Here is an 18,761-nt window from a genome sequence, read left to right as displayed (position 1 = left end):
GCATCAGCTCCGCCGCACCGGGCCGAACACGGCTTCGTATCGCTTCAGGCCCCAGTCGGCGCAGCGCATCACAAAAGTTTCGACCGCGCCGGGCGGCCGGGACTCCAGCTTGGCCGCGCAAATCGATTGGGCGAGGGCGGGGAAGACCGTGACGGTGAGGACGGCGGCGCCGACCAGGGCTGAGGCGTTCTCTGTGGACAATTGCCCCTTGCGCACGCCGAGATAGGCGATGGCGACCACCAGGGACAGCGTCACCGAGGTGAGCAGCGCGAAAGCCGGCATGTCCCGCTTGTCCAGCGCTTTCCCGTAAAGGTGCAGCGGGATTGCGCGAATGCACAGGAACAGCAGGCAGAACACGGCGAGGCGCGCCATGCTCCCTGGACTGGAGACCAGCGTCGACAGGTCGAGTTCGGCGCCGCTGGCGATGAAGAACACCGGCACGAAAAAGCCCGAGCCGATCATGGTCAGGCGCTCTTCCAGAACCTCGGCTTCGGTGCCGTGGACGAGCATGGCCACCGCCAGTCCCGCCGCATAGGCGCCGATGACGATCTCGATGCCGAAGCGATTGGCCAGATAGACAAAGCCGAGCAGCAGCACCAGCGACGCCCGCACCGGCAGGATTTCGTCGTCGGCGAGCCGCCGCAGGATCAGCGACGAGGTCTGCTCCGAGCGGAAACGCGCGACAAGAAAGATGCAGCCGACGGAAAGGGCGACGAACAGCAGGGTGATCAGAACCTGATCGAGACGATGGTCCTTGGCGAGCGCCACCGAGAGCAGCAGCAACGGGCCGATTTCGCCCACGGCGGCTGCGCCCAGGACATAGCGCTTCAGATCTTCGCCCACGGCGTTGGTCTGCCGCAGCACCGGCAGCAGGATGCCGAAAGCGGTGGTCGACAGCGCGATGGCGATCAGCACCGGCGCGGTTATGAATCCGATCAGATACAGCAGCGTGACGGCGACCGCCGCCAGGCCGAGCGACGCCGACCACGCGATCAGGCCGAGGCGCAGCGCATCGGCGCCGACGCTCTTCAGCCTGAATTCGAATCCTGCGCGGAAGAACAGGAAGGCGAGCCCCAGCCGGCTGAGGAAATCGATGATGCCGTCGCTGGCGACCAGTCCGGCGACGCTCGGGCCGACCAGCACGCCCATGGCCAGCTCAATGGCGACGACGGGGACATTCGTCAGCCCCGGTATCCGGCTCGCCAGCGGCGCCAGCACCGCGATGAGGGCGATGAGAAGGATATTTTGAAAATCGTTGGTCAATCGCCCGACCGCCTGGTGCTGCGCCTAAATTCCCGACCGCCTGGCCGCGCGAAAAGAGCCCGCGTCAAAGGGCCTTGTGCTCGAGCTTCTCGGCGCTCTTTTCGAGCTTGCGCCATTCCGACTTGAGCGTGTGGAAGAACGAGGCCTTTGGGTCCTTCTGGCAGACGTCGATGATGATCGGCACGATCTTCTCGGTCTCGACGACGTCGATCGTGGAGGTCTTGGGCTTGCCGGCCTTGGCGGCGCCCGTCGCCCAATAGACGATCTTCGGCTTGAAAACGTCCTCCGACCCGGTGAAATCTTCGCAGGTCCAATGCGCCAGGCCCTTTTTCGTATCCGCATGGGCGGACAGCGGCAGCAGCGCGACGGCCGCCATCAGGAAAATACGGGTCATTGCGGGGCCTCTCTTCCCTTGCATCGCCAAGCTTTGAAGAGTGCCGATCAGCGCGCGCAGGTCAAGGCCCCCGCGCCCATTCTGAGCAGGGGCGGCGCGCCCGGCGGCGCGTCGAGCGGCCGTCGAAAGGGATGACCAGGCGTCGGCTATGCAGTGCCGCGCAATCATGCCAACATGCGAGGCGCGGACGCGCCCGAGCGGCGCGCCCGCCACCAGTCTGTGACGTTGGTTTGATTAAAAGAGTAGAGCTTGGCTCGATTCGATTTGCGCGATGACGGAGCCAAGACCCCTAGGCGCTTTTTGGGAAAGCGGACTTGGGCGCACAGGAGGGCGATTTATGATGGATTTCCATCGGCCTCGGACCCGAGCCGCCGAGATCGAAGACGATTTCACCGACACGGACAATTATCCCGCCTTTCAATATGCGTATAATCAGTTCCTTTCAGAACATCTCGCGGAGCTGTCGCGGGAATTTAACGGCGATCTCCAACAGGCGCTGATTCTGTGCGTCATCGGCCAGGTGTTCATGTCCGAGCGGATGAGGTCCGCGGCTTCAGGCGAACGCCAGCCCTTGGGCATCACCGCATCGCGGCTTGCCGACGTCTGCGGCATTCCGCGCGAGACCGTTCGCCGCAAGCTCAAGCGGCTCGAACAGAAGAACTGGATCAGCAGCAACGGCGACCAATCCTGGACCATGGTCATCGACGAAGGGGTCGCGACGGCGCGCAGGGACCTGTTGCAACTCGACCAGCGCGCGGCGGCCCGGCTCGCACGGATGCATGCGACCCTGGAGCGGTTGGTGCGGCGCCCCGAGGATGCGGCGCCGCGCAAATGTTCGGCGCGTTAGAGCTGGCGTTCGGCGACCATAAAGCGCTCAAAATGGGCGCCCGCGATCTTCTCAACGGGGCGGCCCTCTGCGAAGTTGCGCGCGTCAAGCAGGCTGAGAGGGAAACACACATGAAGAGAACGAAACTTGCGCGCTGGACGGGCCTGGCCATGTTGACGCTCGCCGCCGCCACGTCGCCCCAGATCGTTCTTGCCCAGGGCACGCCGGAGCAGCGTTCGGCCTGCGAAGGCGATGCGACGACGTTTTGCGGCCCCGAAATCCCCAATGTCCCGATGATCGAGGCCTGCCTGGAAAGCAGATTGTCGCAATTGTCGCCGGCCTGTCAGGCGGAATTCAAGCCCAGCCGCAAGACCCAGTTGCGTCCCGAACATTTCGCGCAATAAGCGACGCGAAACGCATTTTGAGCGGCGGGCGCGCGAGCGCCCGCCGCTTTGCGTTCAGGCGCGCTTACGGGCAGCGATCCCAATAGCCGGCCCGGCGCGTGGAATCCGTATAGTACCAGCACAGGCCCGGAGACGGGGGAGGCGGCGCATAGGCGGCGGCGGCCGCGGCCGTCAGCATGCCGATCGCCACCACGCTGCCCACGGCCCAGCCGACGCCGGGGCGCCAATAGCTGCCATGCCAGCGCGGATAGACGACCACGGGACGCGGTCGATGCACCACGACGGGGCGGGGGCGATGCGCGGGCAGGGTGACGGGCCGACGATAGCCGGGCCTGTGGACCGCCGGGGGCCGGTGGACGGGTCTGTGCGCTCCAGGCCTGTTGACGGGGCGGTGCGCTCCCGGCCGAGGACCCGGCCGGCCATGGCGGACGAATTCGAGAGGCGCCGTCGCGGACGCGTGGGGATCGGCGATCGGCAGCGCCAGGGCGGGCGCGCCGAGATTGGCGCTTGCCGTCAGCAAGGCCATGGCGATGGCGAGGGGTTTGAGCATGGACTTCTCCTTTCGGCCCGGGGCCGTCTATTTTTCGCCATGGGCCTGGAGCCCGCGCGGCGTCCGGCGCTGCTGCGCCAGCATGCGCTCGCGCAGCACGTCATAGACCGGCCGGGCGCCGGCCAGGCTGGCGAACAGAATGGCCGCCATGCAGGCGGTGAGCATGGGCAGCGCGCAGTCGGAGCGTCCGGTCATCTCGATGGTCATGACGATCCCGGTCAGGGGGGCGCGCACGACGGCCGAAAACATCGCCGCCATGCCGACCACGCCGCAGATCAGCGACGAGGGCGCGCCGCCCGGCCAGATCGGACCCGCGACCGCGGCGATCAGCGCCCCGAAGGCGGCGCCGATCGCCAGCAAGGGCGCGAACACTCCGCCGGGAACGCCGGCGGCATAGGCGAGCGGCCCCAGCGCCAGGCGCACGCCGAGAATCAGCAGCAGCGTCTCGACGGCAGGCGGCGCCAACAAGATGGACTGCGCCAGGGCCTCGCCGCCGCCGATCAGATCGGGCGAGAACCAGCCCGCGGCGGCGATCACCAGCCCGATGGCGCCAGCCCGCACCACGGAGGGGATCACCCGCATCCATTCGACCGCGTCGAGGAAGGCCGTGGTCAAGGCCGCGTAGAAGGCGCCGAGCAGACCGAAGGCCGCGCCGAGAGCGAAATGGAAGGGCAGTTCGGCGAGCGGCTGATCGACGGAGGCGCCGGCCAGAAACATCTGGGCGTCGCCGAGCCCGACGCGCATGATCGCCACCGCGACCGCCGCCGCGGCCAGGGCGGCGAGCATCTGCCGCTCGGTAAAGGCGCGCGTCAGCTCCTCGAACACGAAGACGGCGCCGGCGACGGGGGCGTTGAAGGCGACAGCCAGTCCGGCGCCCGCGCCGGCGGCGGCGATCGCCGGGCGGCTTTCCCGGTCGCCCACCACCCGGCTCGCGACCAGCCCCCCGATGGTGGCGCCCATCTGCACCGTCGGCCCTTCGCGCCCGAGCGGCAGACCCGCGCCGATCGCCAGCAGGCCGCCGATGAATTTCACGGGGATCACGGCGAGACCGGCGGGCTTGGCCTCGCCGCGCATCACCGCCTCGACATGCTGCACGCCGCTGCCGGCCGCGATCGGCGCGAAACGCGCGACAAGCCAGCGCGCGATCATGGCGGCCGCGACCACGACGACGGCGGTGGCGGCAAAACCCTGGAGCGGGGTGGCGTGCGCCATCTGGATCAGAATGCCGCGCCATTGATTGGCGAGCTCGAGCACCGCCCGGAACAGGCTGCCGAGCACGCCGACGGACAATCCCGTCAGGAGGCTTGCGACGACGATCGACAGAAGAGCGCCACGGTTTGTTTCCATCGCCGTCCAGGGCAGGTGCGCGTCGCAAAACGTCGACGCGGATTTGTCAGTGTTGACCGGCCCCTGCGCCCGAGACAAGGGGGCGAGCGCTCATTTTGGGCGGGCGCAATCTAGTCAGCCGCAATCTAGTCAGCCGCAATCTGGTCAGCCGAAATGAAACACGGCCTGGAGGATCGTCAGGACGATCACGGCGCCGCCGAACAGCAGCCAGGCGCGGCGACCATCCTTGCGCGCCCTGGCCTTTTCAGCGTCCTGGGCCGACATCCCGTTCAAACGCTTGCGTTCGCGAATGGCGTTGGGATCGAATTTAAAGACGTTCGACATTCGCTTTGGCCTCTGGAGCGCCTCTCATGACGCGAGAGCGACGGGCGAAAAATGTCGGTTCTCACTCCAACTGACTCCCGCAGCCTTTGAATCAGTTGGCTTTTTCGCCGATAAATGACTCCCCGTTCTCGATTACAATGACTCAAAAGGCGGGGTTTCTCAATTGGGATGACTCGCCCTATCTAAGCTATTGAATTCGCTGGGGCGGTTTCTTTGCCCTGTACACCTCCATGTCGTTGCCATTCGTGACTGGCTCCTCCGAAGAGTCGATCTAATCGAGAAAATTGGCTTCACCGCAGCCGGGCCATGGCGAGACTGCCCTGCCGTTGCCGTCAGATCATCGAAAATCTGATGCCCGCACCCGCGGTGACGAGAAGTTCATCCATCTTGCGCTCCCCACAACGGACCATCATGTGCCCGTGTGAACGCGGCGGCCCTGATCGACCCGTCAAAAACGGAGAAATTCTCAATTACAATGACTCGTCGTTCTCGATAATTTTGACTCGTCCAGATTCTCAATAAGATTGACTCCTCATAAAGTATTGCCTTGGCGACGTTTTTCGGCCCCGTTTGCCTTGAAATCGAGGCCGAGAACTCAGACGAGTCAAACTTATTGAGAATTCTTGAGGCGCGACGGCCCGGCGCGTCGGGTATGGCTCGCCCTTCGTTTCCGCTTGAGAATACTACCCAGGCGTCGCTCTTTCCTGTGGAAACACCAAAACGGGAACAGAAAGTGAATCATTTCCGTGCGGAAATCGATTACACTTGGCAAGTTCAAGCGTTGCGGTATCCGATTTCCGTCCTATCTATACAAAATGGAGGCATTATGTGCGCTCCACCCACAACATATAGCGCATAGGAATTGTCATGAAACAGCCTGGACTCGATGGTCGCCATCGGAATCTGGACGGCGAAATTCGCCGCAAGAACAGCAACACGAAGGTCGGAACCCTCCGCGAGGAATACGGCGAAGACTTCGCCAAGGGTCGCAGGTCCGACATGCACTTGGGGACGTTGCTTGAGCAGGAGGGCGCCGACTCGCTCAGCGAACTCCTGAAGCGGAAGCCCTGAAGCGTCCTCTAAGCGAAGGCGTTGCGATGAACGGAAAGACGATCACTCAGTCGCAGATCACGGGCGAGCACGGGGTCGCGCTCGTCAAGGATCGCATCAACGCGATGGGTTATCTGTTCGGCGAATATTGTCGAACGGAGGCCGGGATCGACGCCTTCGCCGAAATCCGCAACGCGGCGACGGGAACGCCTATGGCGAAGATCATCGCCATCCAGATCAAGACCACGGATTCGGCACGATACACCGCTGAGACGGACACGGAATTCGAATACCTTTGCCGCGAGGAGGACTTCAATTATTGGCGGGACGCCAACGTTCCCGTCATCGTCGTCCTTGTGCGCATTTGCGACCGCACCGTCTTCTGGAAACAGATACCGAGAGAAATCTCCGCCACTGACCGGCGGCTTCGCTTCAACAAAGTGGATGACGATCTGTCGCCCCCGGCTGCGGACAAACTGGCGCAGATAGCGGTCGATGAAACGAGACCCGGAATTTGGATTCCGCCAGCTCAGATCGAAGAGCCGGTCCTCTTCAACGCCCTGCGCGTGGTCCTCCCGCGGAAAATATACATCGCGGAAACCCAGCACGTTCATGGACGCGCCGTTCGCAAAGCGCTTTTGGAAATTTGCGACTTTCCGCCAGCGGAATGGGTGGCGCGCAATGGGCGGCTGATCACCTTTCTCAATATCGATTCCTCTCCACTGCGACATGTCGTTGACGCGGGATCAATTGAGGACTTCGACACCGCTGAGTTTGCGCTTACTGACGATCAGGACGACGAATATCAGTTCATCGAGCTGTTGAACCGGACGCTGAGCCGCCAGCTTGACGATACGCTGCACTGGAGCAGGGCGGCGCAGGCTCTCTACTTTCCGCCAGAACCCGGGCGCTTAGACCGGCACTTCTCCTACTTCTCGACAAAGAAGGAAACAAAGAGGGCAGTCGTTCAGTCGAAGAGGAAAGCCAATGGCGACATTGCATACGTGCGCCATAGCGGTTTTCGACATCGGTTCTGGCGCAATGACGACGAATGGTTGATCGCCATCGAACCCGCCTATGTGTTCACACGCGACGGCTTTCGACCGGACGGGTTCGCCGGGGAGCGCATATCCAAGCTCAAACGCTTGGAAACCAACGCCACGGTTCGGGGACAATTCGTGATGTGGCAGCGGCTGCTCACCAGTCTCGGCGAGGAGCCGCAGATGGATCTTCTGCAAACCGCAGCGCCGGCGAGGGTTCCGATATTGCGGTTCGAGGCGTTGGAGGCGCTTGTTTCGCCTGTCTCCCTCAAGGACGACCTCTGGATGCAGCGCGACGAGACGCCGCAATCCGCGGAAGAGGAGTTGCCGCTGTGAAGAGAGTTCTCACGCTCCTTTCGGAGCCGCCACTCGAATTCGGCAACGGCGGACGAGAGATCGACATTCGCCTCGGCCTAATGCGCCATGGCCCATTGGAGCCGGAGAGGGCTTCGAAAGTCAGGCTCGGCGTCATTGGCACAGGTGAGACCAACGACGCCTTTCAGCAGTGGGTCGATAAATGTCGCGTCGGCATTGATGCGAAGGCATCTCGCCAGCCGAACTTGTTCCTGCCCTTTCCTGGACTCGGCAACGAGAACCCGTTCCGCTGCGCCTTCGAGATCGACCCGATGGCAGTGAAATCCATTCCGAGGTCTGACCTCGGCAAAATTACCAGCGCCGCAAACACAAACGCCGCCGTCGAGGCAGCCGTCGATTTGTACGCGTCGCTTGCGCAGGACATCGCCGAAGCGCCAGCGCCACCCCAACTGATCGTCTGCACCCTGCCGGTCCAACTGATCGAGCGAGTCGTCAACGGACGCTCTACCGAAGACGAGGATGAAGACGAAGACGACCCCTACGACGTCCTCAACTTCCGCGACCTTCTCAAGGCGCGGACCATCCACCTGAAGCTGCCAATTCAGCTGATTTGGCCGACCACTTGGGACGATAGCGCCAAAGTCGCCAAGAAGCTTTCGAAACTGTCGGGCCGGAAGGTTCAGGACCCGGCGACGCGCGCTTGGAACTTCTTCAACGCGCTCTACTACAAGGCAGGCTACGTGCCATGGCGGCTGCCGCGAGACCCGTCAGCGCTGGCCACCTCGTTTATCGGGATCAGCTTTTACAGGGATCCCCTCAACAAAAACCTTGAGACCAGCACCGCGCAAATGTTTGATGAGCGTGGTCAGGGTCTCATCCTTCGAGGCGGACGCGCCCGGACCGGAAAGAGCGACCGCAATCCCTATCTCGCGCGCATCGATGCCTACGAACTGATGCGGCGGGCGCTCATGGCTTACCGCAGCCATCATCAGCACTTTCCAGCGCGGGTCATTGTCTACAAGACTTCCCGGTTTCGCGACGAGGAGGTCGAGGGTTTCGACGAGGCTCTGAACGAGGCCGGCGTCCCAAATTCGGATTTCGTGTGGGTTTATGAGAACACGCCATTCCGGATGTTCCGCGACGGCGGCTATCCCCCTTTCCGCGGATCGTTGCTCGAACTTGACCGTGGAGCGGTTCTCTACACGCGCGGGAGCGTTGCATATTATCGCACATACCCGGGGCTTTATATTCCGCGCCCGCTTGAACTTCGCCCTTTCACTCGCGACTCGTCGATTGGCGACATTGCCGCTGAGACGCTGGCGTTGACGAAGATGAACTGGAACACGACTCAGTTCGACGGGTCATTGCCAATCACCCTGCGCGCCGCCCGCGAAGTATCGAAGGTTCTGCGATACGTCTCATCGGGAACGGCGGAAGCGATTTCCTATCGGCAGTACATTTGACGATGATATAGAGAGGGATTCCTCATGACGCTCTACACCAAGAATGGGCGACCGCTGCAACAATCCGGCAACACAATTTACAGTCGGTCTGGCGCTGTCGTCGGTCGGATCAGTGGCAGCAAAGTCTATGGTCAAAATGGTCGCTACGTTGGCAGCATCGTCGGCAACCGGCTCGTTTACCGCTCCACCGAAAGCGCGGGCATTGGCTCATCGTTTGCGTCGTCGAGCCGTTGTGGGTCAGCGGCAGCAAGCAGTGTGTCATCGGCAGTTTGGGGCGACGAACCCGACATCCCCGACTAAAGCCATTTTCCATGTGCTTGGGGCGGGCGGTGTTCCGCGCCGGTGTCGCGCAGCGTCGGGAACGTGATTGCTGACTGCGTAGTCAACGAAGATGCCAAGCGTCTTTCGTTCATGTCCCGGCAAGCGAACGCTGCTTTCACCGGCACCTTCGCGACAGCCTTGGGTTCTCAATTCCGTTTGACTCCTCCGTTCTCGATTAGAATGACTCGTCCAAGTTCTCGATTGCGTTGACTCCTCTCAAGGCATTGCGACAACGTCGTTTTCTCGATCAGCTTTGATCAAATCGCGCGGCGGCGGGCTGACGAGTCAAGCTAATCGAGAACTTCTCGGCGGCGAAACAGAGTCCGCGCAAAGTCTCCGAGGGCGTGGGAGAGCATGGGGAGCATCAGGCGCTCTGGTGGGTGAAATCCTGCCCGGTGCCACCTTGGGCTTGTGCGGTTGCCGCACCCAGAAGAAGGGCTCGGGCGGATTGGACCTGCCCGCCAGTGTGCTTGCGCCATTACAACGGGATCAAGGTCCACGGCTGCCGCGCTGGCGAACAGGTTTGCTTGGCGGTTTTGACCACGGTGGAGGTTCTACGGTTTGGAGGCTTCGGTCTCCATCCCTCCCGTTGACATCAACCGCACGACTCACTGAATCTGTTTGGTGTTTCGATGATGGGAGGTTTTTTTGGCTGGCGCAGGTGGCTTGGCAGCACTGACCGCAACAGAAATGGAACGCCTGTCGGCTTTTCTTTCTGTGGTCGAGAGGATTTCTGATTCTTCGTTCTACAAAATCATCCCGCAAATGCGGTACACTCTTATCGTAGAGCATGTGCGCACTGCTGCCGGAGTTCAGAGAAGAACTTGGTTTTCCCACCCGGTTTTTCGAATAGAAGATTTTGAGTCGCTGTGTGTTAGAATTAGACCTCTGCTTTATGACAGGGATGCCGCATCTTTCGTGAAAAAGATTGTGCCTATTGCTGAAAAAATTCTCCATACCGATACGCTGAAGCAGGAATTGCGGCGCATTGTAGCACATTTCGATGCGACGGATATAAAGAAGGAGGTAACATCTCTGGTCGCTTGGAAGCAGGTTAGTGATCAAGAACTGACGATTAACCGCTGGCAAGTTATTTTCGGTGGCAACATGTGGCTGACCGAGGAGCTGTACGACGATCTATTCCTCTATGGAATGCTCTACCATTGGAACGAAAACGGCGAAAAATGGAAAAAATATCAGGAAATCGAAAAAGCCGCAGGTTCGTACGAAGCGGTTGTTAGGTGTTCAATCCCGTTTCTGGCAAGAAAGGTTTCCGCCGCAAGGCGGTTGCATGACCTAATTTGTGAAGCAGGGATAAAGCCGGCGTTGAACGGTACGCCGCCCGCTCAAGAAAACTCTTCGGGGGGCGCCATTGAACATCAAGATGGTCCTGTAACAAGCATGAACGTCCCAAGCCCACAGGCAGAATTACCCTGTGACACCATTGATCCATTGATGTTGATTTGGAACTCCCCTGAAGGGAGCTTTATTCGTGAATATTACACGTTACCAATGGACAAGCCAGATCTCAAATTCACAATAACACTTGAGGCTCGGGGTGTTGCCCCTCCTCAGCCAAATGGACAACGCTTTAAATACATTCCATCATTGCGGTACGTACAAATGATTCAGCCGGGTACGAAGACCGAGTTGGATTATGAGGTAGCTCCGGACCAAGCCTGCGAGGAGCGGCACTAACGCTGGCTTTAGCCCGGTCGGCTTGCTCGCGATCGGGCGCTTCCAGTGATCCCCTGATCTCCAAGACGTTGTCGGAGCGAGAACCTACACGGTCAGCGGAGCGCGGAGTGTGACAAATCGAAATTAACGATGACTGACTCTAGCTTTTTACTGTCGAGATGGATCCCGCCGCCGATCCAGCTATATTAACCCGAGATTCGGTAGCGTTGAAGCCTCTCATGTCGCACGCCAAAAAAAGTGAACTGCTCAACCAGTATCAAGCTGCCGCCGCTGTTGGGCTTTCGCCGAAGCTCTTGGAGTGGTTGACATCGTACGCCCCCAAGTCTGGAGAAAAGCGGAAGCTGAAGGTCGCTGATAAGGTAGGTGAGGAGCTTTTCTTCGAAGATAAGGAAATCCGCGACTTTGACGCTTGGCTGCGAGCTCCGTGGCCGCGGAAAGGCGACGCGCGCCCGCCCGTTCCAAAAGGCATTAAAGACGAGATCATCGACGAGGCCGGCGGTTCCTGTGCCATTTGTCATTCCCACAAGGACAGTTGTGAAGCCGCTCATATCGACCCTGTGGCCAAGAGTAACAATAACCACCCCCACAACCTGATTTGGCTCTGCGCAAACCACCACACCTGCTTTGATAAGGGGCTGCTCAAGGGGGTGTATGGGCCGCGAAAAGAAGACGAGGGTTTCATCCACGGTTTCAAGCTCGCTCTGCAACGCTTCAATCGAGTGCTCTGGACTAAGCAGGCTGAGGCTTGCCGCAGGGCGTTCCTCCTCTTGGAAAACTGTGACAGCCTTGAGAAGCAGCTCGCGGCGGCGACAACTCCTTCTCAGGTCAAGGCTGTTGAGGACTTGGCGGAGAAGACCCTTGCAGCGCTGCCTAAGCTTGGTCCTCCGCCATCTGCCGATCCGCACATCCTGGCTTTCGTATCAGTTCAAAAAGATGTCGCCGCGCTCGGAAACGAAAGCATTTCAAGGCTCCCAACCAGGCTGAAAACGGCGGCAGGCATCCGCGCACGCTACGCCGCCGCCCTAGGTTACGTGCGCTGCCCTCTGTGCGAAGGCAAAGGTTACTATGAGGGCAGCGAATGTCCGGTATGTGATGGCGACAGAGAGGTTCCCGAAAGCGTCGCATGCCGGGTCAATACTCGCGACTTCGAGCCCGTCACTTGCCCGGTCTGCCATGGCAATGGCACCCGAAAGGGAGATTTTTGTCCTGTCTGCGGTGGCGAGAAAACGATACGGCGCTATTATTTCGAGGAGATCGATCCGCGTGACTACGAAGACGTAAGATGCCCTCTTTGCGGCGGTTCCGGCAAGTTCAAAGGACGCGATTGCCCCGAGTGCGGGGGGCAGGGCCAGATGGAAGGACGCTTCGCGCAATTGTTCGATGCAACCGCTTACGAAGACGTGAATTGTCCGCTTTGCGGCGGCGATGGCCGGTATCACGGTACAGACTGTCCAGAGTGCGGCGGTCAGGGCGAAATTGAACGCCACTTGGCAGACCGGGTCGACCTCAGCGCCTACAATGAAGTGAATTGCCCCGTCTGCGACGGGAAGGGCTCACGCCGCGGCATGGAATGTCCTGCATGCGGCGGAGAGCGGACGATGGAGCGCTATCTCGCCGATCAGATCGATCTCCGAGACTACGCCGACGTCAAATGCCCGCTGTGCCGTGGCAAGCGAACATACATGGGGGAGGACTGCCCCGCCTGCGGAGGAGACGGTGAGGTCGAGCGCCGTCAGGCGGAGCAAATCGACTTGCGCGATTATGCGATGGTCAAATGTCCGGTTTGTAGAGGGCGACGGACCGTTGATGGCTACGAGTGCCGTGACTGCGGCGGCGAAGGCGAAATGCAGCGTCGGTTTTTGGACCGCTATTGACCAGATCGGCAACGCCGCCGAATGATCGATATTGCATGATCAAGTCATGAAGAAGACATCTTCGGCCCGATGAGTGCTCTGGCTCAAACAAATTCAATGATCAGAAGCCTTGCTTGCATTATTCTCGTTTCTAAGAGTGGCAAATTCATTCCAAAGAGAAGACAGCCTAGCTTCGTTATCTGGAAGTTCCAAGATTATATTGGCGTCGACGAGTACGCCAATCAACGCTTTGCAAGCAAGTTCCAGTGTTTCCTCCACTTCGTAAGGATCATCAAGCGGCAACAGATGTGGTGCATCGCCATTTAATGAGACATGGCGGCTCAAAGATGTTGCTGAATGATGTGCAGAATCACCGCATAGTTGTCTATATATGATATATGTCTCGCCTATGTCTCCATCGCTGGCGGCATCATAGTTTTTAATAGTTGAGGTCTTACCGTACTTTGTCGTCAAACTGGAAATAATTTTATTAAGTTGTTCTTCAAAATCGTAATTATTTTTGGATTTTGACCATTCAATAAGGCTTTTGGCATGTGTTATTCTGTGCGCTGCGTCATCTAGGTTCATCTTATCGATGAAGGAGTTTCCCATTTTAGAAAGAGATGCAATCCAGAAGAAGTTTTCGTAGCAGCACCTTACCATCGTTCTTGCTTCAACAACAAAATCATTATTAACTAGTAATATGCCGGCTTGAAAGTTGTTGATTGTGCGCGCAAGCAGAGTAAGCGCGTACCTCTTCGAATCGTTCGGAGGTGTTTCATAATTGGCAATAGCGTTTTCGAATATGTCACTCCCATTCTCTAAGAGTTTCTCAGAAAATTGGAGCCATGCCTGCTTGTTGCTCACAGTTGATCGCCTTAAATTAATGCCAATTGGCGGATAAATTCCAGTGCCAGTTTTATGGAGATATTATCGCCAGACGTGTTCATGGGCGACTCATCCGAAACGTGGTAGAAAAATGGTCTCAGATCCCTTTCGGCTGTCAAGAACAGCGTGACGAGGCTATCAGCGTGGGTGGCGCAATTCAACTTGACTGTTGATTTTAACTACACCCCTTGAAAATCAGGCGTTTCCGGCCTGCCAGCAATTGATGTTCTGCCTTCGTTCGCCTATCTTCCGGCGAGAACGGGGCGACGAGCATGGACAGGGCCAGATTCGAGACGCTGACGCAAGAGATCGCCGCGCAGGCCACGGTCGAGCAACTGCTCGATCTTGAGACGCGCACCGCGCGTCTGCTGGCCGAGCGCGTCTCCGAGGCGCTGGTCGCCCGGCGGACGACAGCCGTCCGCCAATGCCCGCACTGCTCCGGAACGAAGATCGTCCGACACGGACGAGACGGAGGTGGTCGGCAGCGTTTCCGCTGCCTGAAGACCGACGAGTCGCATGGCTGTGGGCGGACCTTCAACGGCCTGTCCGGCACGGCTTTCGCCCGGATGCGCAAGCCCGAACTTTGGAGCGGATACGCCAGGCATCTCGCCTCGGGAACGTCGCTGACGAAGATTGTCGAGTGCTCCGACATGGCCATCAGTCGGCACACGGCGTGGCGTTGGCGCCACCGGCTGCTCACCCCGCTGGCGGCGACGAAGCCGGAGCGCCTGGGCGGCGTCGTCGAGGCGGACGAGACGTTTTTTCTGAGAAGTTTCAAAGGACACAGGGGCTGGAAGCGAGGCAAGGCACCGGAGAATCGCCCGCCGCGCTACCCCGGTTCCAAAGCGCTTTTGTCGGGACTGTCGCACCAGCACGTTCCGGTCCTGACCGGCATTGACCGTGATGGCCGCTGCATCGATAAGCGAATGGACCGGCGCAGCACGGACCAGATCGTCGCCGCGCTCGGCGGGGCGGTTGCGCCTGACTCCGTCCTCTGCACGGACGGCTTGTCGGCCTATGCCACGCTGGCGAAAACGGTTGGCGCCGAGCATCGCGTCTTCGACCCGCCAGAAGACGATTGGCTGAAGAAGGCGATGGGCCATCCGTCGCGCCAGAAGGGCGCGCTCGGCCTCGGTCGGGTCAACGGCCACCACGAGAGGATGAAAACCCTGATCAACCGAGTCCTGCGCGGCGTATCAACGAAATTCCTGCCAAACTATCTCGCCATGCTGCGACTGGTTTGCCGCCCGCCATCCGCCCCTCAGGACACGCTGCAAGCCGCATTCGCCGCGGGATAAAGGGCGCTGGCTGGCTCGCGCCGTCCATTATCAACATTCAAGTTGAATTGCGCCGCGTGGGTGCCGGTCTGATCGTAACAGTTAGAAAAAGATTATTGAGCAATCATCTCACCGTGGACTACCTGCGCGCCATTCGAAATCAAATGGTCTCCAAACCTTCGCGCCTGCTTGTGGGGAACGCCGAATACAAGCAATCTCTCAGCGCGCGAGGCCGCTACATAGATTTTTCTCGCGTTCTCCTGCGCGGTTTCAGAGCCACCCCCATCAATCAAGTGATCGATGACGCCTTTCGCGATAGCGGTGCTCAGGACCACGCACACAGCGGGAAACTCCATGCCCTTCACGGAGTGGATCGTGCGCGCTGCGAGTTCCAAAGTCGAGGGCGTGGCCAGCGCATTGCCAAGGTCTGTTGTTGAGCGAAGCAGCTGGCCCATTGACCTGCCACCCGTCGCGTATTCCGCCAATACAGTTCGAGCGCGTTCCAGCCATGCGTCTGGGGTCGCGAAGGTCGTCGCGTCGTACCGCAACGCATCCATGAGGGAAATCACGCGCGGGCGCCAACTGTCGGGCTTGATGCGGCCCTCGGACAAATACTTCCGGTAGGTCGTGCCGTCGAGACGCCCCTCCATCTTGAGGATTATCTGGTGGAGAGCTTCCATCGCGGCGATACGTTCGCTGGGTTCGCCGGCGAAATGAAATTCGCTGACGGCGCTCGCCAATCGAATGGACATGTGTTCGGATTTGTTCGACGCAGGCTGGCCGATCGCGTTACCGCCACAGTCTCGCGTGGTGGCCAACACGGGGCAGGCCGAGGCTTCGATGCCATGGTCGTCCAGCAATTTCTTGAATGCCTCGCCCACGGCTGATGACAGCGTTCCGCGGTAGGAGAGAATGTGAACGGGCGTGGCATCGTCCTTGTTCAGTCCCAGCGGCTCATCCCTTTGGTCGCGATGATCCTTATTCCTCAGCGCGACGATCCCGTTGCAGATGGCGGCGTTCGACCGGAAATTCCCCGACATGGGCAAATGCTTGGAGACTGAACATTCATCTCGAAATGCGAACAAATGATCCGTTACGCCGCCCCTGAAGCCATAGATCGACTGATGGGGGTCACAGATCACCATGGTCGGGATGCCGGATGTGCGGAGCCAGCGGATCACGTTCAAGTCGTCTGGATTGCAATCCTGAGCCTCGTCCACAATGACTTCGCTGAAACGGGTAGCCAAAGCAGCAGCCAAGCGGGACGCAGTCGTCGAATCGGCGATGCGCGCTAACGCGATCGATCTAACGTCTCCGTAGTCGAGAAAACCTTTCTCGCTCAGGCTCTGCCGAATTTGTTTGGCAGCGGTCTCATAAGCTCTGGCGCTGCGTTGCGTCGGATCGAAGCCCCCTAAATCTCTTGACCCGACGATGATGCTCCCCGTGACCTTGTCGAAGCAGGAGAGCGGCAAAGGCCGCGCTCCGTCGTAAGGTTTGATTTGAATGCGCTCCATGTCAGGCATCAGCCTCGGTGGCAAAGGGCAGTCTGGCGCGCCAAAGGGGGCAACGAAGAAGCTCCACAGAAAGCTGTCGAAAGTTCCCAAGAAATGCGGGAATGGTGTCGGCGAAACGATTCCTTCTCGCCGCAGTCTCGAAGCCAACTCATCGATCGCTGCATTGGTAAAAGACAGAAAAGCTATGCCCTGCGTTGCCGTTCTGGAACTGAGCAGTCTCCGCGCCCGTTCAACCATGACCCGTGTCTTACCCGCTCCTGGACAAGCCTCCACGAAAGCCGAACCGACATGACCGATGACGGCTGCCTGCTGCGCGGTCGGATCGAAACGCTTCACGGTCATCGCACCAGAGCCTCGATCGCTTCCTTAATATAATTCGGAACATGGAAGACCGGCGGATGGTCGCCGGACAGGCGCTCGGCCAGCCTCTGTGCAAAGTCGCCCTTTCGCGTGTCCTCGAACAACGACTGTATCGCCTTTGCCCTATCGAGCCCGGTCTTCGCGACGGCTGCGTCCCATTTTTCTTCCGATCTGCAATGAAATGTGAGGTATATCTCCTTCAGGATGTCGCCGTTCCCCGCCTCGACCAGTTCGCTTTCCAGCGAATAGGTGTTGATCATGACATCAAGCACGTCAGCGGCATTCAGGCCCGTGGCGAGCGCCTCCAACTCGGTCTTCCTTTTCGCGCCCGGCGCCACCTCTCCCGGAGCTGCCTTGAAGCCGTCGCCATCAGTTACGACGACGAGGCGGTCGGCCACTCGAACGCCATTGTGGGGAGTCAGTAGCAAGCTGGCGTACGGCCTGAAATCGACCCCGTCGATAGGCACGAACACGGCGGTGCGGAAGGCGCGCATTTTCTCAATGGATTCCTTCAGCACGTATTGCTTTGCGAACACGGGAAAGAGGATCGCCTCGGCAATGCCTTCGACGAGCAGGGTTCTGCCTCCGAACAGAAAGGATGACTTGGTCACGTCGAGGTATCTATCGATCTTCGCCAGATCGGCGGCACTCATTTCGAGCACACTGAGCGGGACGCAACGCGTCGATCTGCGCAATGAATCCTGAGCCGCAGCAGCAGAAGTTGCTTCCTGACGGGTGGGCTCCGCTGCCGGCTCTTGAGTTGCCGCCGCCGTTGTCGCCGTTGTCGCCGTTGCTGCTGATGCGTCTGACCCGTTTTCTGGTGCGCTTGCGACCGCTGTGATTTGCGCCGGCTGAGATTTGATCACGATCAGGTTCTTGCACGGCACCCATGCAGAAAGGTTTGGGGAGTGCGTCGCCACGACGACCTGCAATTGTCCGGCTGGCCCAAAGCCAGTCTGCTTCTTTCTAGACTTTTCCGCCTGCTCCTCAAGGAACGAAAGGACTGCGGCCTGTAGCTGCGGGTGCAGGTGCGCCTCAGGCTCCTCGACAAGAAACAGGGTCAGGTCGGCGGTCCCGACCTTTTCGAGTTCGACCGCGATCGTCGCCATGTAGAGCAGGTTGGCGTACCCATGGCCGGAATAGCGCAGATCCTCCGGTTCGATCCCGTGATCTGCGAGCTTGAAGCGAAGGTCGCGGGCGATGTCTATGAGGGTTTCGTCGGAAGAGAACCCCAGCGAAGATGCCTGCTTGCGGACCCCTGAAGAAAGCTGCTTGAGATTGTCGTCAACGGCCATGTCCACAGCCTTGAGAACTTCGTCATGGGCTTGGCGACCGAGGCGTTGAGCCAACGCCTTCGGATCCGTTTCCCCAAGAAAATGCTGTAGGAGTGCATGAATCCGCGTGGGATTTCCTGAAGCGAGCGCGCGTTTGGCGTCCCTTAGCGGCGGCAGGTAGACGTGCCGCACCATGTCTCGACATCCGGCTTCCGGTTCGGCCTTGAACTGTCCGCCCCAATAGCTCGGTCGCGCGGGTATGCGCCCCAGCTTCTCATCATAGGTCATCCCAAGGACAGCCGTGTCCATCTTCTGGTCAATGACCGCCGAAATAAACCTGCCCTGCTGCGAAGGACTCAAGCCTTCAAACGTCGCGGATATCTCGAACTGGCGAGCTTCCGAACCGAAACGCACATCGGTCTGCTCGCAATAGATTTCACGCCGCTCGTTCAGCGGAGAAATGAGAAGCCTTATCGCGTCGATGGCGTTGCTCTTCCCCCCATTGTTCTCGCCGACGAGAATGCTGACATGCGGGGTCAAGGTGATCTCTTCGCGCTCGAAGGACCTGAAATTCGATATTGAAATGGAAGCGAGATGCAT

Annotated in this window: 17 protein-coding genes; 9 read left to right on the top strand and 8 right to left on the bottom strand. The window is 59.5% G+C overall.

The window, feature by feature from the left end:
* Positions 1-3 precede the first annotated feature (3 nt).
* Both M2320_RS01830 and M2320_RS01825 read right to left on the bottom strand, forming a co-directional pair.
* Positions 4-1,263, bottom strand: a complete 1,260-nt coding sequence (locus M2320_RS01830) for a cation:proton antiporter (protein WP_264595838.1) — start codon at positions 1,261-1,263, stop codon at positions 4-6.
* 64 nt (positions 1,264-1,327) lie between these two features.
* Complete coding sequence (locus M2320_RS01825; protein WP_264595837.1) at positions 1,328-1,657, bottom strand: HdeA/HdeB family chaperone; 330 nt, start codon at positions 1,655-1,657, stop codon at positions 1,328-1,330.
* A 337-nt stretch (positions 1,658-1,994) separates the two neighbouring features.
* Here M2320_RS01825 and M2320_RS01820 point away from each other — a divergent pair, with 337 nt between their 5' ends.
* Positions 1,995-2,504 carry a helix-turn-helix domain-containing protein gene (locus tag M2320_RS01820; RefSeq protein WP_184427404.1) on the top strand — a complete coding sequence of 170 codons (510 nt, stop codon included), beginning with the start codon at positions 1,995-1,997 and terminating at the stop codon, positions 2,502-2,504.
* A gap of 110 nt (positions 2,505-2,614) precedes the next feature.
* A complete protein-coding gene (locus M2320_RS01815) occupies positions 2,615-2,887 on the top strand; it encodes a hypothetical protein (protein WP_264595836.1) in 273 nt (90 codons plus the stop codon).
* A 64-nt stretch (positions 2,888-2,951) separates the two neighbouring features.
* Here the strand turns inward: M2320_RS01815 and M2320_RS01810 are convergent, their stop codons facing one another.
* From M2320_RS01810 to M2320_RS01800, 3 genes are all read right to left on the bottom strand, one after another.
* The gene (locus M2320_RS01810) at positions 2,952-3,437 is read right to left on the bottom strand and encodes a hypothetical protein (protein WP_184427403.1); all 486 of its coding nucleotides are present in this window, start codon (positions 3,435-3,437) and stop codon (positions 2,952-2,954) included.
* Positions 3,438-3,464: 27 nt separating this feature from the next.
* Positions 3,465-4,784: a ClC family H(+)/Cl(-) exchange transporter gene (locus tag M2320_RS01805; RefSeq protein WP_264595835.1), complete on the bottom strand. Its 1,320-nt coding sequence runs from the start codon at positions 4,782-4,784 to the stop codon at positions 3,465-3,467.
* Positions 4,785-4,928: 144 nt separating this feature from the next.
* Positions 4,929-5,108: a hypothetical protein gene (locus M2320_RS01800; protein WP_264595834.1), complete on the bottom strand. Its 180-nt coding sequence runs from the start codon at positions 5,106-5,108 to the stop codon at positions 4,929-4,931.
* 867 nt (positions 5,109-5,975) lie between these two features.
* Here M2320_RS01800 and M2320_RS01795 point away from each other — a divergent pair.
* The 6 genes from M2320_RS01795 (at position 5,976) to M2320_RS01770 (ending at position 12,869) form a co-directional block, all read left to right on the top strand.
* Positions 5,976-6,179, top strand: a complete 204-nt coding sequence (locus tag M2320_RS01795; RefSeq protein ID WP_264595833.1) for a hypothetical protein — start codon at positions 5,976-5,978, stop codon at positions 6,177-6,179.
* Between the two features lie 26 nt (positions 6,180-6,205).
* Entirely contained in the window at positions 6,206-7,534 is a 1,329-nt protein-coding gene (locus M2320_RS01790; RefSeq protein WP_264595832.1) for a DUF4365 domain-containing protein, read from the top strand.
* Complete coding sequence (locus tag M2320_RS01785) at positions 7,531-8,976, top strand: argonaute/piwi family protein (RefSeq protein ID WP_264595831.1); 1,446 nt, start codon at positions 7,531-7,533, stop codon at positions 8,974-8,976. Before M2320_RS01790 ends, M2320_RS01785 begins: the two co-directional genes overlap by 4 nt.
* A gap of 24 nt (positions 8,977-9,000) precedes the next feature.
* The gene (locus M2320_RS01780) at positions 9,001-9,276 is read left to right on the top strand and encodes a 4-fold beta flower protein (RefSeq protein ID WP_264595830.1); all 276 of its coding nucleotides are present in this window, start codon (positions 9,001-9,003) and stop codon (positions 9,274-9,276) included.
* Between the two features lie 669 nt (positions 9,277-9,945).
* Positions 9,946-10,995, top strand: coding sequence for a hypothetical protein (locus M2320_RS01775; protein ID WP_264595829.1), 1,050 nt, complete (start codon positions 9,946-9,948; stop codon positions 10,993-10,995).
* Positions 10,996-11,213: 218 nt separating this feature from the next.
* Positions 11,214-12,869, top strand: coding sequence for an HNH endonuclease (locus tag M2320_RS01770; RefSeq protein ID WP_264595828.1), 1,656 nt, complete (start codon positions 11,214-11,216; stop codon positions 12,867-12,869).
* A gap of 93 nt (positions 12,870-12,962) precedes the next feature.
* Here the strand turns inward: M2320_RS01770 and M2320_RS01765 are convergent, their stop codons facing one another.
* The gene (locus tag M2320_RS01765) at positions 12,963-13,715 is read right to left on the bottom strand and encodes a DUF5677 domain-containing protein (RefSeq protein ID WP_264595827.1); all 753 of its coding nucleotides are present in this window, start codon (positions 13,713-13,715) and stop codon (positions 12,963-12,965) included.
* Between the two features lie 293 nt (positions 13,716-14,008).
* Here M2320_RS01765 and M2320_RS01760 point away from each other — a divergent pair, with 293 nt between their 5' ends.
* Entirely contained in the window at positions 14,009-15,034 is a 1,026-nt protein-coding gene (locus M2320_RS01760; protein WP_264595826.1) for an IS1595 family transposase, read from the top strand.
* Between the two features lie 92 nt (positions 15,035-15,126).
* On the opposite strand, the gene M2320_RS01755 is transcribed toward M2320_RS01760, so the two are convergent.
* Entirely contained in the window at positions 15,127-16,869 is a 1,743-nt protein-coding gene (locus tag M2320_RS01755) for a UvrD-helicase domain-containing protein (RefSeq protein ID WP_264595825.1), read from the bottom strand.
* The gene (locus M2320_RS01750; RefSeq protein ID WP_264595824.1) at positions 16,866-18,761 is read right to left on the bottom strand and encodes an ATP-dependent nuclease; all 1,896 of its coding nucleotides are present in this window, start codon (positions 18,759-18,761) and stop codon (positions 16,866-16,868) included. Before M2320_RS01750 ends, M2320_RS01755 begins: the two co-directional genes overlap by 4 nt.

Origin of the sequence: Rhodoblastus acidophilus (assembly GCF_025961575.1) — a bacterium.
GTDB lineage: Bacteria > Pseudomonadota > Alphaproteobacteria > Rhizobiales > Beijerinckiaceae > Rhodoblastus > Rhodoblastus acidophilus_C.
This window is presented reverse-complemented; position numbering and strand designations above follow the sequence as displayed.

What these genes read in the sequence shown, in the direction of transcription:
- M2320_RS01825 (WP_264595837.1), bottom strand. Translation starts at nt 1,657, where the DNA reads ATGACCCGTATTTTCCTGATGGCGGCCGTCGCGCTGCTGCCGCTGTCC.
- M2320_RS01820 (WP_184427404.1), top strand. Translation starts at nt 1,995, where the DNA reads ATGATGGATTTCCATCGGCCTCGGACCCGAGCCGCCGAGATCGAAGAC.
- M2320_RS01815 (WP_264595836.1), top strand. Translation starts at nt 2,615, where the DNA reads ATGAAGAGAACGAAACTTGCGCGCTGGACGGGCCTGGCCATGTTGACG.
- M2320_RS01810 (WP_184427403.1), bottom strand. Translation starts at nt 3,437, where the DNA reads ATGCTCAAACCCCTCGCCATCGCCATGGCCTTGCTGACGGCAAGCGCC.
- M2320_RS01805 (WP_264595835.1), bottom strand. Translation starts at nt 4,784, where the DNA reads ATGGAAACAAACCGTGGCGCTCTTCTGTCGATCGTCGTCGCAAGCCTC.
- M2320_RS01800 (WP_264595834.1), bottom strand. Translation starts at nt 5,108, where the DNA reads ATGTCGAACGTCTTTAAATTCGATCCCAACGCCATTCGCGAACGCAAG.
- M2320_RS01795 (WP_264595833.1), top strand. Translation starts at nt 5,976, where the DNA reads ATGAAACAGCCTGGACTCGATGGTCGCCATCGGAATCTGGACGGCGAA.
- M2320_RS01790 (WP_264595832.1), top strand. Translation starts at nt 6,206, where the DNA reads ATGAACGGAAAGACGATCACTCAGTCGCAGATCACGGGCGAGCACGGG.
- M2320_RS01780 (WP_264595830.1), top strand. Translation starts at nt 9,001, where the DNA reads ATGACGCTCTACACCAAGAATGGGCGACCGCTGCAACAATCCGGCAAC.
- M2320_RS01770 (WP_264595828.1), top strand. Translation starts at nt 11,214, where the DNA reads ATGTCGCACGCCAAAAAAAGTGAACTGCTCAACCAGTATCAAGCTGCC.
- M2320_RS01760 (WP_264595826.1), top strand. Translation starts at nt 14,009, where the DNA reads ATGGACAGGGCCAGATTCGAGACGCTGACGCAAGAGATCGCCGCGCAG.
- M2320_RS01755 (WP_264595825.1), bottom strand. Translation starts at nt 16,869, where the DNA reads ATGACCGTGAAGCGTTTCGATCCGACCGCGCAGCAGGCAGCCGTCATC.
- M2320_RS01750 (WP_264595824.1), bottom strand. Translation starts at nt 18,761, where the DNA reads ATGCATCTCGCTTCCATTTCAATATCGAATTTCAGGTCCTTCGAGCGC.